Source organism: Acinetobacter sp. NBRC 100985, from assembly GCF_000241225.1.
In the GTDB taxonomy this organism is placed as follows: Bacteria; Pseudomonadota; Gammaproteobacteria; order Pseudomonadales; family Moraxellaceae; genus Acinetobacter; species Acinetobacter venetianus.
Genome location: NZ_BAEB01000004.1, coordinates 65,981 through 79,981, shown reverse-complemented (window position 1 = coordinate 79,981; position 14,001 = coordinate 65,981). Strand labels below are relative to the sequence as shown.

Below are 14,001 nucleotides of genomic sequence, written 5' to 3'. Positions count from 1 at the left end.
GAACACAACCATTTAACATCATTGTTGTTGATGCTGTTTTTAATGGTAAGTCCCTAGAGCAATCAACCTAATTTGACAAAATAACAAAAAAGCCTAGTCATCGAAATGACTAGGCTTTTGCTTATTGTGTGCAATTTAGCAAATTACTCATTGCTAGCGGTGCTCTTTTTCGGTGGACGACCACGCGGGCGGCGAGGGCGGCTCGATTTTTCTTTCTCGATTTGAGCAGCTTCGTCTTCAGCATCCACCTTTTCAGTAACGGCTTCAGATTTCTCTTCAGCTTTTACTTTTTTGGGTGCTGCTTCTACAACCACAGTTTCTTCGACGACAACTTGTTCTTTAGCCGTCTCTTCTTTCGTTGCTGCAACTTCAGTTTCTGGTGCTTTTTCTACATCAGTTGTTGCTAACTCTAGAGGTTGTTGCTCTGGTGCTGCTGGCTCTGCAACCACTTCAGTTTCAGCTACTACTGGCGCAGGTGCTTCTTCCTTAGCCTCAGTGCTTTCGACTGTTGCAGGTGTAGCATTTGAAGCGATATGAGCTTCTTTGGCTTGTTCCGCAGCGAGTTTTGCCAAACGACGACGTTCGCGTGGATCATTCGCAACACGAGCAGCTGGCGCTTCAGGAGGTGTTAATGCAAGCACTGGTGCAGGTTCAACGTCCTCAGTCGGTTTTTGACTAGGAAGCTCAGCATCACGAGTTACAGGACGTTTTTCTTCAGCTACTGTTGTTTCAGCAACTAGCGTACTTGCATATTGTTCAGAGAACTTTTGTAAAGCACGGTTGAAGGTTGTAACAAGACCAAATTGCTCAATCAAAATTGTGCAATCTTCACCATAGACATGACGAATCAAGCTACCAAGTGTGTATTGACCCAGCGTAGGAATTTGCGATGGCGCAACTTTCGCAGCGGCTTTTTGCTCAGTTTGAGCGCCACGTTGACGGCGACGAGAGCGTGGATCGTTACTTGCACGTTTTGCAGGCGCTTGTGCTTCTTCAGGAGCAGGCGTTGTTTCAACGACAACTTGTTCTTCTTGAACAGGTGCAGTCTCAACGGTCTCGACTACGGCAGGAGCAACGGACTCAGCTTTTGGTGCAGCTTTTTCCACAGCTGGTTGTTGTGGGTTAATTGCCACAATTTCACTTTGACCTTGGTCAATATTCACGATCAAGGCAGTGTTCATTGACTCTGCACGTGGCGCATCAACAACATCAACTTTTACTTGTTGAGGATTGTTTGTTGATTCTGCTTGAGCAGGTGTCTCATTTAAGACACTTTGATCGCGATGACGGTTTGGACGACTTGGTCGTTGCTGATTATTACGATCACGACGTGGCACTGGCGCAGCATCATTACCGTTTGCAGCTTCATGATGCTGTTGCTGGTTTTGCGGTTCGTGCTGTTGTTGACGTTTTTGCTGACGTTTTAATTCACGTTGCTCTTGACGCTGTTCTTGGCGTGAAAGCTGAACAACTTCTTCATGAACTTGATTTTGTTGCTCATGTGCTTGTGAATGTTGTTCACGCTGCTCTTTGTGCTTACGTTTTTTCTGGTTTTGATTTGGACGATGTGGTTTTTCGTCTTTTTCAAATTGCTCACGCGTTTCTTGTTTAGCTGGCGCTTGAGCCATGTAAGCATTGTTGTTCCCTGCTGGAGCAGCAGTTTCTGTTATCGCTGGTGTATTGACTTGACCAAATTGACCGCGGCTTACTGCGCCGTTGTTGATCATTTGCTCAATCGCTGCTGCTGCATTTTGAGCAGAACGTGATTGGTCAGTTGTTTGAGCTTGTTTTTGAACAAACAAATTCTCTAACCATGCACAAGGGCTAGCTGATTTTTGAGTTGCCGCTTGGTTTTGTTTAGGCTGAGCTGTTTGCTGCTGTTGAGCAGCTTTCTTTTGTGGTGCTGCATTGTTTTGAGCAGGTGCAGGGTGGTTGTGCTCAGCATCTTCTAAATGCCATTCAGAAGATTCATACCCCAATTCTTTTTCGCTTGAACGAGTCGCTTCAGTACGTTCATAGCTAGATGGTGCAAAGCCTGCTGGGTTGTATTGAATTTCGTAGTGTGGCGTTTCTAAATGCGGATGAGGAAGTACCGTTACACGTACATTAGAAGTTTGTTCTAAGTAAACAAGGCTGTGACGCTTTTCATTCAATAAGAATGCAGCAATCTCTACAGGCACTTCAACTTGCACTTCACCTTGACGCTCACGTAACGCGATTTCTTCCACTTTACGCATAATTGAAAGTGACAACGAACGTAAGTCACGAACCATACCTGTACCATGGCAGCGTGGGCATACATAACCTGTTGCTTCTTCCAAAGATGGACGCAAACGTTGACGGCTCATTTCCATGAGACCAAAACGTGAAAGTTGACCAAACTGGATACGTGCACGATCACTTTGTGTTGCTTCACGAAGTTTCGCTTCAACCATACGTTGATTACGATCTTTGGTCATATCGATGAAATCGATTACGACTAAACCGCCAATATCACGTAAACGAAGTTGACGTGCGATTTCTTCGGCTGCTTCTAAGTTGGTATTTAACGCAGTTTCTTCAACATCATGTCCGCGTGTCGATTTCGCAGAGTTAATATCGATAGACACCAGTGCTTCAGTTTGGTCAATTACGATTGAACCACCAGAAGGAAGTTTTACTTCACGTTCATAAGCCGTTTGAATTTGACTTTCGATGCCAAAATGAGCAAATAAAGGCTCATTCAAGGTATAAGTTTTTAATTTGTCGAGCTGACGAGGCATCACTGCTTTTACAAAGTTATAAGCTTCGTTATAGGCTTGCTCGCTGTCAATTAAAATTTCTGCAACGTCATCACGTAAGTAATCACGAATAGCACGTGTCACTACACCTGCTTCTTGATGAACCAACATCGGAGAAGGGCCAGAACTTGCAGAACTTTGAATTTGAGCCCAAAGGTCTAACAAATGTTGTAAGTCGAGTTGTAACTCTTCTTGTGTACGACCGATACCAGCAGTACGAACGATCACACTCATGCCACGAGGAACATTGAGTGATGCTAAAATTTCTTTTAACTCTTCGCGTACTGAACCTGAAATTTGACGGCTGATACCGCCACCTTTCGGATTGTTTGGCATCAAAACGAGATAACGACCAGCAAGTGAAATGAACGTCGAAAGCGCAGCACCTTTGTTGCCACGTTCTTCTTTTTCAACTTGAACCAGTAGCTCAGTCCCTTCAGTGATCAATTCACGAATGTTTGATGTTTGACGAGGATCAGCTTTGAAATATGAGTTTGCGATTTCTCGCATTGATAAAAAGCCTTGACGCTGTGCGCCGTACTCAACGAAAACCGCTTCTAAAGATGGTTCAACGCGAGTGACATGGCCTTTATAGATATTTGATTTTTTTTGTTCACGAGTACGATTCTCTAAATCGAAATCGTAAAGACGATTACCAGTGATAAGTGCAACGCGAACTTCTTCGGCGTGAGTTGCATTAATCAACATACGTTTCATGGGTGTGACACCTAATAGTGATGCACACAAACAACGGGCTCATTACGTTTGAGCAAACATCAAATTGGCGCGATCAAGACTCAGAAGCAACTTTATGTACGATGCTCTGAAACCACTGACTGTTAGTATCCAGTTTGGGCTTTGATACCGTTATTTCGATGTTAGCAATATTGCTTCAATCTTAGGGTAATTGATATTTCATCCATGTTTTGCATCTGTGAAATATCACTCAACCCGACATAACCAAAGTTTCCTGTACGCTTCACTGGCGGGTGAGCGGTGCATTGGATGGTGACTTTCACTGTCATTAAGCATTGAAGTCGATCCATCTGGAAGTCTCGATACGGAATGATCATCGTATCTCTGCCTGGCAGTTCCAATGCATCAACGCTTTAGCCTGAATGCGACATCAGGGAGCAAATTGTCTGATGTGGATCAGTTTACGTTTAATAACCAGCAAATTGCTGGCGACATATTTTTTCTGAACAAACTGTATGTGCAGATGCACAATTAAACGCAACAGTTTGCCATTTTGCCGATATAATAAGCCTTCGGCGTCGGCATAATTCTTTAGGACCTATCCGAGTTGTTGGTGAATATCTCTTCGATTTAAAATTTTATCTAAAATAAAATTTCCGATTTGATGCTCACTTACGGTGGTATCCGTGCGCTGAATATACCAAACCTTGCAGCATCTGCCTATGGGCTAAGTTTAGGTTTCTTGTGAAATAACTTAGCTAAATGATCATTTTTTAATCATATTTAGCAAATCTTGGATTAATCGAGCGTATGAATTCTACACAACAATGGCAAAGTGTCACTTGGTTTGACGTGGATGAGCATCAAGACGGGCAGCGAATAGATAACTTTTTATTTACCCGATTAAAAGGTGTTCCAAAAAGTCGAATCTATCGTTTGATTCGTGAAGGACAAGTACGCGTTAATAAAAAAAGAATAAAAGCAGAGACTCGTTTAAGTATTGGTGACCAGATCCGTGTCGCACCGATCCGTTATGAACAAAAAGACGAAACAGCTGCACCAGTGAGTGATAGTGTGGCACAAAGCCTACTCAGCCGAGTCGTGTATGAGGATGAAGGTCTTTTAGTCGTGAACAAGCCTTCAGGCATTGCTGTGCATGGTGGTAGTGGTGTGGCTTACGGTTTGATTGAAGCTTTACGCGCTGCGACAGGGAAAAAGTATTTAGAACTGATCCATCGTATTGACCGTGATACTTCTGGTTTGGTGATGATCAGTAAAAAGCGTAGTACGCTGAAATTACTGCAAGATTTACTTCGTGAACATAAAATTAAGAAAACCTATGCTGCAATTGTTAAAGGTCAGGTCAGCTTAGATCAGCAGTTGATTGATGCACCTCTGTTGCGTTATGAGCTGGCCAATGGCGAACGTCGTGTGCGTGTCAGCAAAGACGGTAAGCCAAGTAAAACGGAATGGAAGGTCATTGAACGTTATAAGGCAGCAACCTTAGTACATGCTTCACCATTATCAGGACGTACACATCAAATTCGTGTGCATGGTTTAAGTATTGGTCATCCACTGGTGGGTGACGATAAATATGGACATAACAGTGCCTATACAGGGCCAGAAGCAAGACGTTTATGCTTACATGCATTGCGTTTAGAAATCCCTAATTATCCTGTGATTGAAGCACCAATGCCTGATGATATGCAGCAAGTGGTCGATGAGTTGAGAAAGCAGAAATGAGTCAAAAAATCGAACTGGTGATTTTCGATTGGGACGGAACCTTATTCGATTCGGTTGGGCAAATTGTGGCAAGTCTGCAATATGCAGCACAACAATTTCAACAACCACTTACGGATGAAGCAGCTAAAAGTATTATTGGTCTAGGTTTACCTGAAGTAATGCAAACATTATTTCCGCAAGTACCACATTTGCACCAAGAGATTTTGCAATGCTATGCCGATCATTATGTTGCCAATTCTAAAGGCGATGCTTGGTTTGCAGGTGTGGCTGAATTACTGACTGAGCTTAAGCAGCAGGGTTTAAAGCTTGCGGTTGCTACTGGAAAAAGTCGTAAAGGTTTAGATCGAGTGTTAAGTCAAACGGAGAGCCATGACATTTTTGACATTACTCGTGCTGCGAGTGAAACCAAGTCGAAACCTGATCCATTGATGTTAGAGCAAATCTTAACTGAATTAGATGTGGTTGTTGATCGTGCGATTATGGTGGGGGATACCAGTTATGACCTCGAAATGGCACAAAATCTAAATATGCCACGTATTGGCGTGAGCTATGGTGTGCATAGCATTGCAACCTTAGAGCAGTATCAGCCATTAACGATTGCAAACTCTGTCTCTGAGTTACATCGTTATTTACAAATGACTATACAAGCTACAGTATTAACTGAAGCCTAATATATTCGATATGAGGCTTGTTTCATCATTTTTATAAGTCATTCATGATGGAACAAGCCTAAAAATAATAACGATGGAGAGGAACTTCCATTTTCAGCTTTTGAATAATAACAATAGGAATTTCATGTCACGTTCAATTCGTTTGCTCAATCTGCTGCAACTTTTAAGAGAATATCGTTATCCAGTCACAGCACAGGTGTTAGCAGAGCGATTGCAGATCAGTCAGCGCAGTGTGTATCGAGATATTGAGACCTTACGTGATCAAGGTGTGAATATTGATGCGGCGGCGGGTTTAGGCTTTCAGCTTAAAGAAGATTTTTTGTTGCCGCCAATGACCTTGAATGAAACCGAAATTGAGGCCATTTTTCTAGCGTTAAATTGGCTAAATGATATTCCAGATCAAGCTTTAAAATCTGCTTCCAAAGCCGTTCTAGCGAAGTTAAATGCCGTGTTACCTGAACACTGCCAGCATTTATTAGAGCAAACCACATTGAGATCAATTACAGCATGGCTACCTGTCAATGAAATGCTGGTGGAACAAGTTCGTTTAGCGATTCGACAACAAGTTAAAATCACCGTGGATTACGCTGATGAACAGCAAAGAATCAGCTCTAGAGTTTTGTGGCCTTTTGCTTTAGGTTATTTTAATGATCGCATCGTCCTTGCAGCTTGGTGTGAACTGCGTGATGGTTTTAGGCACTTTCGAATTGATCGCATCCAGCAATTGAGCCTCAGCCAAGAACTTTACCCACAATTTAAACACCAATTATTTCAACAATGGTGGACACAAGAAGTTTGTCGTGCGACTACTGACAAAAACTGACAATCACAGCCATTAAATTTAAATAAAACCAACAAACAAGGAAATATCAAAATGGCACTTAAACTTTATACCAATAATATGTCTCGCGGTGTAGTTGTAGACTGGTTACTCATTGAATTAGGTGTTGAGTGTGAACGCATTGAGGTGGCTTATCAGACAGAAATGAAGTCACTTGAATATCTAAAAATTAATCCATTTGGCAAAGTCCCTGTTTTGGTCGATGGCGATGTGGTGGTGTATGAACTTGATGCAATTTGTGCTTATTTAGCAGATAAATTTGCAGAGAAGGGTTTAGCTCCAGCATTAAATGATCCAAAACGTGGGCTATATTATCGTTGGTTATTCTTTATCTCGGGTCCTTGGGAAGCCGCATCTACCAATAAAATGCTGGGCATTGATGTGAAAGCAGAGCAAAAAATGTCTGTCGGTTATGGTGACTATGAAGATGCCTATAATGCTTTTGTGCAGGGACTGGGTGAGGCGAGTCCTTATTTATGCGGTGAGCAATTTACCGCAGCAGATGTTTCGGTAGCGGCAATGCTATTTTGGCAGTTAAAAATGAATGAAGTGCAATCACATCCAGCGATTGAACGTTATTTAGAAAATATTTCCAAACGACCAGGTTTCCAAAAATTTGCTGCAGTTTTTAGCAATGTTTAAGTGATCATCAATCAAAAGCCGACGAAGTCGGCTTTTTTTAACTTGCATAAAGTGGAAATTGATCCAAATCAAAAACGAGCCGAATTTCTTCTAAGAATTGTTCAGTCGTTTCGTTCGATGAGATTTTATTGAAGCTCATAAATACATCTAAGCAAGGTAATGCATGATTTAAGGCTTTCACTACGACCTTCTCGGTTGCCAATGCTTGCATGTATGATGGCAAAATAGCACAACTTTGCCCTGAATCCACGGCTTCGATGCTTTCCGCAATACCGTTGGTTTCATGGATAGTTTTGAACTTAATTTGATGCTGATCGATAAACTGCAAAATCGTTTTCGCGAGTGGTTGAGATAGTTTGTGTGAAAGAATCGTAAGGTCTAAGCCGTTGAGTTGATCCGTTGTGATTTCATCTACATTTGCTAGAGGATGTCGTTTGGGGAGCATAAAAATCAAAGGCTCTTTCAGGACAAGCTGACTTGCAAAGGTATCATTTTGAAAGTCTTGATTTATAAAAATAATGTCTAAATCGCCTTTCTTTAATTCATTAATTTGATCACTTTCTTTTAAGTTAAGTGTTCGGATTTGAAGCTTAGGAATTTTGACTCTCAAGCGTGGGATAATATAAGGAAAAATCCGTATTTCAGCCGATGGCACAAAACCGATGCGAAGAAACTGTACTTTTGCCGCTGCGACTTGGCGAGCCATTGTTACCGCTTTATCTGCTTGATTTAAGGTTAAGCGAGCTTGTTCCAAAAATACATGACCCTCTTCGGTCAGCTCTACTTTGCGTTTGGTACGATGAAACAACTGCACACCAACATCATCTTCCAGATCTTTGATTTGCTGGCTCAAAGATGGTTGAGCGGTGTGAAGTTTGATTGCAGCTTTGCTAAAACTAAGTTCTTCTGCAACGGTGATGAAATAGCGTAAATGTCGTAATTCCATAAGACTGATCCAAGTATGTCTTACTGTTATTTTTAAAAGTATGGTATTCGAAAGTCGTTCTGTGTGGCGGATTATATAGTAGCTGCTTTTTTATACAATATGCTTCATTTTAAAATATAAAAAATGTATTAAAAAATTAAGCATTCGATAGGAGTAATCTAGATGATGAAGCTTAGCAATAACTTAAATTTGTATTGATTCAAGTAAAGAAAATCAGCATAACTAAAAACGTTATGTTAGGATCAAATTTGATCGTTTGACTGTAATCAAACCCTCTCAAAACTCATACAATAGATTGATTTGAAAAAAGTTAGAGTGATAGTCCGTTATCATTTTAAGTTTATTCATTGATGCTAAAGATGATCAGATTTCATTATAGAAGAAGTACATGAAAGATAAGCCGACATTAACCTATCAATTGCCGACCCAATCTTGCTTGAGCCATACTTTTGGGAAACCTCCATTTCCACATGAAACATCTGATCATTGTGGTGTTGATCGCTTTTATAATTTGGAAAAGCGTCTAACGCCTTTTGATCGAAAAGGATTACTGACTTGGCTTGCGACACGTAAATCTTATACGTGGAATGTTGACCGTTCGCATGAATGGAACATGCGTAACCATATGTTGGAGCTTCCACAAGATCGCCCCGAAGTAGACCTCAATAACTGGCAAATCTGGTTTGTTGGTCATGCTACAGTCTTGATTCAAATTGGGCCATATAACTTTTTGACTGATCCAGTTTGGTGTGAATATGTGAGTCCTAAACAAGGGCAAGGGCCGCAGCGTGCTTGTCCTGCTGGAATCGCACTTGAGCATTTACCTACGATTCATGGCGTACTATTGAGCCACAATCACTACGATCATATGGATCTTGCGACTTTAGAATGGTTGCATGAAAAATTCGAGATGCCAATCTACACAGGCTTAGGCAATAGTCACTATATGCCCAAACATTTGCATGTGATCGAAATGGATTGGTGGCAAGAAATTCCGTTCCATGATGAGTTGAAGATTGCATACACACCAGCACAACACGCGTCAGGACGGGGAATCCGCGATCAAAATCGAGCACTTTGGGGTGGATTTTCGTTATTGGCAAAAACTGGACACTGTTTCTTTGCAGGTGATACCGGTTATGCAGGCCACTTTAAACAGATCCACGAGCGTTATGGAGATGCACGAGTTGCGCTACTACCAATCGGGGCGTATGAGCCACGAAAATTGATGCGTTATGTACATATGAATCCACAAGATGCGTTCCATGCACATTTGGATTTACACGCACATCGTTCCTTGGCGATTCATTATCGAACTTTTCAGCTTACGGATGAAAAGCGCGATGCGCCAGAGCATGAACTACAGCAAGCGATGAAGTCTTCTTCAAAATTGGTTAATCCTTTTTATTGTATTCGTGAAGGTCATTTTATTCGGGCTTAATTTTTTGAGCATCAATGCACCAAAGTGCGATGACTGAGAGACTACCTAACCCCAAATTCATAACGACAGGATTGAATGCTTGATAAATCCTGTCTGGATAAATCAATAGAACGCAGAGCAATAAGAGGGTCAAACCCAATAAATTCAGATAATGTAAATACTGATGTTTGATAAATAAGAATAGACTTCCAAAAATAATTTCTGCAATCCCTGATAAAACAATCATATCGGTGATATAGGGTGTCGGGATATGTATGAATTGCCATAATACCTTTTCATCAGTGACTTGAAAGATGAATTTGGGAAATAACCCTTGATAAATCCAAAGTAGCGCAATCATCAACTGACAAAATTTTAAGATACGATGAAGCGCCATTTCAGCATTCTTCATTTTAATTTCTCATCTAATAAAAAGTGCGATTCCACATCTGAACCAACAACATAGCAGTGCTCAGTTTTGCCAAATAGCCGATAACGATTTAATGCGATGCGACGATAGGCAAAGTCGCGTAACTTTTTTGGAAGCAGTTTGCCATATTTTAAACTGGAATAAGGGAAATCGAGACGCTGCATGATCCGTAAAAAAGCAGTTGATTCAGTATAGAGTTGACCTTTTTCTAGCAAAATCATGGTTTCAAAATGATCTGTTGGGAACTGATATTTTCTAAGAATGTGTTGTCCTAACTGAGACTGAACAGAGACTAATTTGAATTGAGTTTGATGGTCATGTTTGATCATGAAGTCAGCCCAAGCGGAGCAGAGCACACACTGCGCATCGAATAGGATCATGTCGTGTTCTTGAATCAATTGTTCGATTTGATTTGGCATGATTATTTTTCTACTAATATTTTGAGTTTTATATAAAAATAAAGAACCGCGAGGGTTCTTTATTTTCTTTCACTTAAAATATCACATGGATTAGGCGAGATCAAAACGATCTGCATTCATCACTTTGACCCAAGCTTTAACAAAGTCTTTTACGAATTTCTCTTTGTTGTCATCTTGTGCATAGACTTCAGCATAAGCACGTAGAATGGAGTTTGAACCAAATACTAAGTCCACACGACTTGCTGTCCATTTTACTGTGCCGCTGTCACGCTCAACGATGTTGTAGCTGTTACGGCCAGTTGGTTTCCAGTTGTATTGCATATCTGTCAAGTTTACGAAGAAATCGTTGCTGAGCACACCAACGCGATCTGTGAGTACACCTTGAGGGTTGTCGCCGTAGTTCGCACCAAGTATACGTAAGCCACCAACTAAAACAGTCATTTCAGGTGCAGTTAATCCCAAAAGTTGAGCTTGGTCTAGCAATAACTCTTCTGGTGTCGTTGCATAGTGTTGTTTCTGCCAGTTACGGAAACCATCATGTAACGGTTCTAAAGGTTCAAATGAATAAACATCTGTTTGTTCGGCAGTTGCATCGCCACGACCTGCTGCAAATGGCACGGTAATTTGAACACCAGCTTTATGTGCTGCTTGTTCAACAGCCGCTGTACCACCAAGTACGATGAGATCAGCAATACTTACTTTCTTGCTTAAGCTGGCTTGGATTGACTCCAACACTGCCAAGACTTTTTGTAAGCGTTCAGGTTCATTAGCTACCCAGTCTTTCTGTGGCGCTAAGCGGATACGTGCACCATTTGCGCCACCACGGAAATCCGAACCACGATAAGTACGTGCACTATCCCAAGCGGTTGTGATGAGGTCACTAGCCGATAGACCACTTGCAAGTAACTTCGCTTTGAGTTCCGCGACTTCACTATCAGTTAAGGTGTAATCCACGGTTGGAATAGGATCTTGCCAAATTAAATCTTCTGCTGGTACATCCGCACCTAAATAACGACTTTTTGGCCCCATATCACGATGCGTCAGTTTGAACCAAGCGCGCGAGAAAACTTCTGCAAGATAGGCTGGGTCACGATAGAAACGTTCAGAAATCTTACGGTATTCTGGGTCAATTTTAAGTGCCATATCCGCATCAGTCATGATTGGGTTGCGGCGAACATCCGGATTGTGGGCGTCAACTGGTTTATCTTCTTCTTTAATATTGATCGGTTCCCACTGATGCGCACCCGCAGGGCTTTTACGCAATTCCCAATCATAAGTGAAAAGTAAGTAGAAGAATTCATTATCCCATTTGGTTGGATGAGTCGTCCAAGCACCTTCAATACCACTGACCATGGTATTACCAGCATTGCCTGTGCCTTCTGAGTTATGCCAACCTAAGCCTTGGAATTCAACATCAGCACCTTCCACATCAGCGCCTAAGTTTTCTGCTTTACCATTACCATGTGCCTTACCAACAGTATGACCACCCGCAGTTAAAGCAACCGTTTCTTCGTCATCCATCCCCATACGGTCAAATGTGGTCCGCATATCTTGTGCAGTACGCAATGGATCAGGTACACCATCTACACCTTCTGGGTTGACATAAATTAGACCCATTTGTACTGCTGCGAGTGGATTTTCAAGGGATGCACGATCTTGATCGTTGTCATAACGGTTTTTAGTTGCATCTAACCATTTTTTCTCACTGCCCCAGTACACATCTTTTTCAGGTGCCCAAATATCGACACGGCCGCCTGCGAAACCAAAGGTTTTTAATCCAGCAACGTCATATGCCACTGTACCTGCGAGTACGATTAAATCGCCCCATGAGATTTTGTTGCCGTATTTTCTCTTGATTGGCCATAACAAACGGCGGCCTTTATCTGTATTGACGTTATCAGGCCAGCTGTTTAATGGCGCGAAACGTTGATTACCTGTATTTGCACCACCGCGACCATCTTGTTTACGATAGCTTCCTGCAAGGTGCCATGCGGTACGAACCATCATCCCGACATAACTGCCCCAATCCGCTGGCCACCAATCTTGGCTAGTATTGATCAATTCGCGTAGGTCTTGTTTAACCGCTTCTAAGTCAAGCTCAGCAAATGCTTTGGCATAATCAAAATCTGGATCCATTGGATCAGTTTTTTTATCGTGTTGATGTAAAATGTCGAGGTTTAAAGCATTCGGCCACCATGCCATTGGGCCACCGCTCATTTCCGTATTGCCGCCGTGGAGAACAGGGCATTGTCCTGAGGACGTTGTATTTGCTTGTACTTTATCGTCTTGGCTCATGATCTTTCTCCATCAAAATGACTTGTGAGCGAAGTCACTTCAACTATTTACCGTTCAAAATTATGAATGTTTTAGTGATTCATCCTGCAAATTGGGTATCGAGTTAAGAGATGCCTAAATTTGGTTTCACATGAATCAGTTCACATTCTTTGTACTTTTACTCTAGGTTTATGAAACCTTTTTTTCCAATGGATTAAAGTTGATGTCTTAAATGCTTTATTCGATTGAAGTTGCATAAATCTTAAACATGAACTGTGTTGTTGTGGATGTATAAATTGTTAAAAAAAGATAAAACATAATGAAAAATAAAGAATTATTGAATTATTTTACTTTCGTCGAGTATCCGTCGAAGCTAAGCCGAGAATGCTTTAAAAATATTTGGCTTTTTAAAATAATAATGGCTGTCATCTGTTGCAGTTATGTAAAAGTCAGCTATTTTCATCGAGCTAGGAACTAATTCCATTATCTCAAGTGATTCGTTACAAATAGTCTGCTGAGTAGATATTTTAATTGTTGATGATGCTTTGAGTTGAAGATGTGTAAGTGGAGCAGTTTTTGGAGTTGGTTATGGTATTTTTGTTTGATTAATTAAGAGATTTCAAAAATGAAAAAAATAGCACTGAGTCTTGGTCTATCTTTGACAGCTTTAACGGGTTGTAGCTCTATGCCACAAACAGATCATATCAAAGCAAATCACTCTAACGCCGTAACGGTAGAATTTGTTGGGCAAGGAAATTACAGCGTTCAACCACAACAGGGCACAGTAAGTCTATATGCTGTCGAAAGCCGTATGGCGGATGTCCCAGCAACCCTGATTCAACAAAAGAAAGTTCAAGTATCACAAGTCCCTTTTCGTGTTGAATTGAGCTTACCTACGGATCATCTGAAGTTGATTCGACCACCAGTAAGAAGTGATGCGGAAGTTACTTATTACGTGACATGGGAGTCTGATATGAAGAATCTCTCAGGTAAAGATGCAATTGTGATTGATTATGATCGTAAGTTTCCGCGAGTTACATTGAATGGGACTAAGCAGCAAATCTACTTACGTGAAACTAAGTAAAATTTAAATACTGATATAAAAAAGAGCGATATTCTAAGAATAATCGCTCTTTTTC

General features: G+C 41.3%; 12 protein-coding genes. 6 read left to right on the top strand and 6 right to left on the bottom strand.

Going from position 1 to position 14,001, the window contains the following annotated elements; genetic code table 11:
- Nucleotides 1-143 precede the first annotated feature (143 nt).
- Both ACT4_RS01370 and ACT4_RS16850 read right to left on the bottom strand, forming a co-directional pair.
- On the bottom strand, nucleotides 144-3,497 hold the full coding sequence (locus tag ACT4_RS01370) for an Rne/Rng family ribonuclease (RefSeq protein ID WP_034604427.1): 3,354 nt from the start codon (nucleotides 3,495-3,497) through the stop codon (nucleotides 144-146).
- Nucleotides 3,498-3,658: 161 nt separating this feature from the next.
- The gene (locus tag ACT4_RS16850; protein ID WP_227502882.1) at nucleotides 3,659-3,826 is read right to left on the bottom strand and encodes a hypothetical protein; all 168 of its coding nucleotides are present in this window, start codon (nucleotides 3,824-3,826) and stop codon (nucleotides 3,659-3,661) included.
- 460 nt (nucleotides 3,827-4,286) lie between these two features.
- On the opposite strand from ACT4_RS16850, the gene ACT4_RS01365 reads away from it, so the two are divergent.
- From ACT4_RS01365 to ACT4_RS01350, 4 genes are all read left to right on the top strand, one after another.
- Complete coding sequence (locus ACT4_RS01365) at nucleotides 4,287-5,219, top strand: RluA family pseudouridine synthase (RefSeq protein ID WP_007479130.1); 933 nt, start codon at nucleotides 4,287-4,289, stop codon at nucleotides 5,217-5,219.
- Nucleotides 5,216-5,890 (top strand): HAD-IA family hydrolase, encoded by a 675-nt coding sequence (locus ACT4_RS01360; protein ID WP_007479127.1) that lies wholly within the window; start codon nucleotides 5,216-5,218, stop codon nucleotides 5,888-5,890. Before ACT4_RS01365 ends, ACT4_RS01360 begins: the two co-directional genes overlap by 4 nt.
- Nucleotides 5,891-6,014: 124 nt before the next feature.
- Complete coding sequence (locus ACT4_RS01355; protein ID WP_007479125.1) at nucleotides 6,015-6,713, top strand: YafY family protein; 699 nt, start codon at nucleotides 6,015-6,017, stop codon at nucleotides 6,711-6,713.
- A 51-nt stretch (nucleotides 6,714-6,764) separates the two neighbouring features.
- Complete coding sequence (locus tag ACT4_RS01350; RefSeq protein ID WP_007479123.1) at nucleotides 6,765-7,373, top strand: glutathione S-transferase family protein; 609 nt, start codon at nucleotides 6,765-6,767, stop codon at nucleotides 7,371-7,373.
- A gap of 37 nt (nucleotides 7,374-7,410) precedes the next feature.
- Here ACT4_RS01350 and ACT4_RS01345 read toward each other — a convergent pair whose 3' ends face one another.
- A complete protein-coding gene (locus ACT4_RS01345) occupies nucleotides 7,411-8,319 on the bottom strand; it encodes a LysR substrate-binding domain-containing protein (protein WP_007479121.1) in 909 nt (302 codons plus the stop codon).
- A 388-nt stretch (nucleotides 8,320-8,707) separates the two neighbouring features.
- Here ACT4_RS01345 and ACT4_RS01340 point away from each other — a divergent pair, with 388 nt between their 5' ends.
- Entirely contained in the window at nucleotides 8,708-9,760 is a 1,053-nt protein-coding gene (locus ACT4_RS01340; protein ID WP_007479119.1) for an MBL fold metallo-hydrolase, read from the top strand.
- Here ACT4_RS01340 and ACT4_RS01335 read toward each other — a convergent pair.
- The 3 genes from ACT4_RS01335 to katG form a co-directional block, all read right to left on the bottom strand.
- The gene (locus ACT4_RS01335; protein WP_007479117.1) at nucleotides 9,747-10,151 is read right to left on the bottom strand and encodes a DoxX-like family protein; all 405 of its coding nucleotides are present in this window, start codon (nucleotides 10,149-10,151) and stop codon (nucleotides 9,747-9,749) included. The two genes, ACT4_RS01340 and ACT4_RS01335, sit on opposite strands and share 14 nt — an antisense overlap.
- The gene (locus tag ACT4_RS01330; protein ID WP_007479116.1) at nucleotides 10,148-10,588 is read right to left on the bottom strand and encodes a thiol-disulfide oxidoreductase DCC family protein; all 441 of its coding nucleotides are present in this window, start codon (nucleotides 10,586-10,588) and stop codon (nucleotides 10,148-10,150) included. Before ACT4_RS01330 ends, ACT4_RS01335 begins: the two co-directional genes overlap by 4 nt.
- A gap of 90 nt (nucleotides 10,589-10,678) precedes the next feature.
- Nucleotides 10,679-12,883, bottom strand: a complete 2,205-nt coding sequence (gene katG / locus ACT4_RS01325) for a catalase/peroxidase HPI (protein ID WP_007479114.1) — start codon at nucleotides 12,881-12,883, stop codon at nucleotides 10,679-10,681.
- Nucleotides 12,884-13,487: 604 nt separating this feature from the next.
- On the opposite strand from katG, the gene ACT4_RS01320 reads away from it, so the two are divergent.
- A complete protein-coding gene (locus tag ACT4_RS01320; protein WP_007479113.1) occupies nucleotides 13,488-13,946 on the top strand; it encodes a hypothetical protein in 459 nt (152 codons plus the stop codon).
- Nucleotides 13,947-14,001: the final 55 nt, after the last annotated feature.

Coding starts and splice junctions, on each gene's coding strand:
- ACT4_RS01320 (WP_007479113.1), top strand. CDS start 13,488: ATGAAAAAAATAGCACTGAGTCTTGGTCTATCTTTGACAGCTTTAACG.
- ACT4_RS01370 (WP_034604427.1), bottom strand. CDS start 3,497: ATGAAACGTATGTTGATTAATGCAACTCACGCCGAAGAAGTTCGCGTT.
- ACT4_RS16850 (WP_227502882.1), bottom strand. CDS start 3,826: ATGGATCGACTTCAATGCTTAATGACAGTGAAAGTCACCATCCAATGC.
- ACT4_RS01355 (WP_007479125.1), top strand. CDS start 6,015: ATGTCACGTTCAATTCGTTTGCTCAATCTGCTGCAACTTTTAAGAGAA.
- ACT4_RS01360 (WP_007479127.1), top strand. CDS start 5,216: ATGAGTCAAAAAATCGAACTGGTGATTTTCGATTGGGACGGAACCTTA.
- katG (WP_007479114.1), bottom strand. CDS start 12,883: ATGAGCCAAGACGATAAAGTACAAGCAAATACAACGTCCTCAGGACAA.
- ACT4_RS01350 (WP_007479123.1), top strand. CDS start 6,765: ATGGCACTTAAACTTTATACCAATAATATGTCTCGCGGTGTAGTTGTA.
- ACT4_RS01340 (WP_007479119.1), top strand. CDS start 8,708: ATGAAAGATAAGCCGACATTAACCTATCAATTGCCGACCCAATCTTGC.
- ACT4_RS01345 (WP_007479121.1), bottom strand. CDS start 8,319: ATGGAATTACGACATTTACGCTATTTCATCACCGTTGCAGAAGAACTT.
- ACT4_RS01335 (WP_007479117.1), bottom strand. CDS start 10,151: ATGAAGAATGCTGAAATGGCGCTTCATCGTATCTTAAAATTTTGTCAG.
- ACT4_RS01330 (WP_007479116.1), bottom strand. CDS start 10,588: ATGCCAAATCAAATCGAACAATTGATTCAAGAACACGACATGATCCTA.
- ACT4_RS01365 (WP_007479130.1), top strand. CDS start 4,287: ATGAATTCTACACAACAATGGCAAAGTGTCACTTGGTTTGACGTGGAT.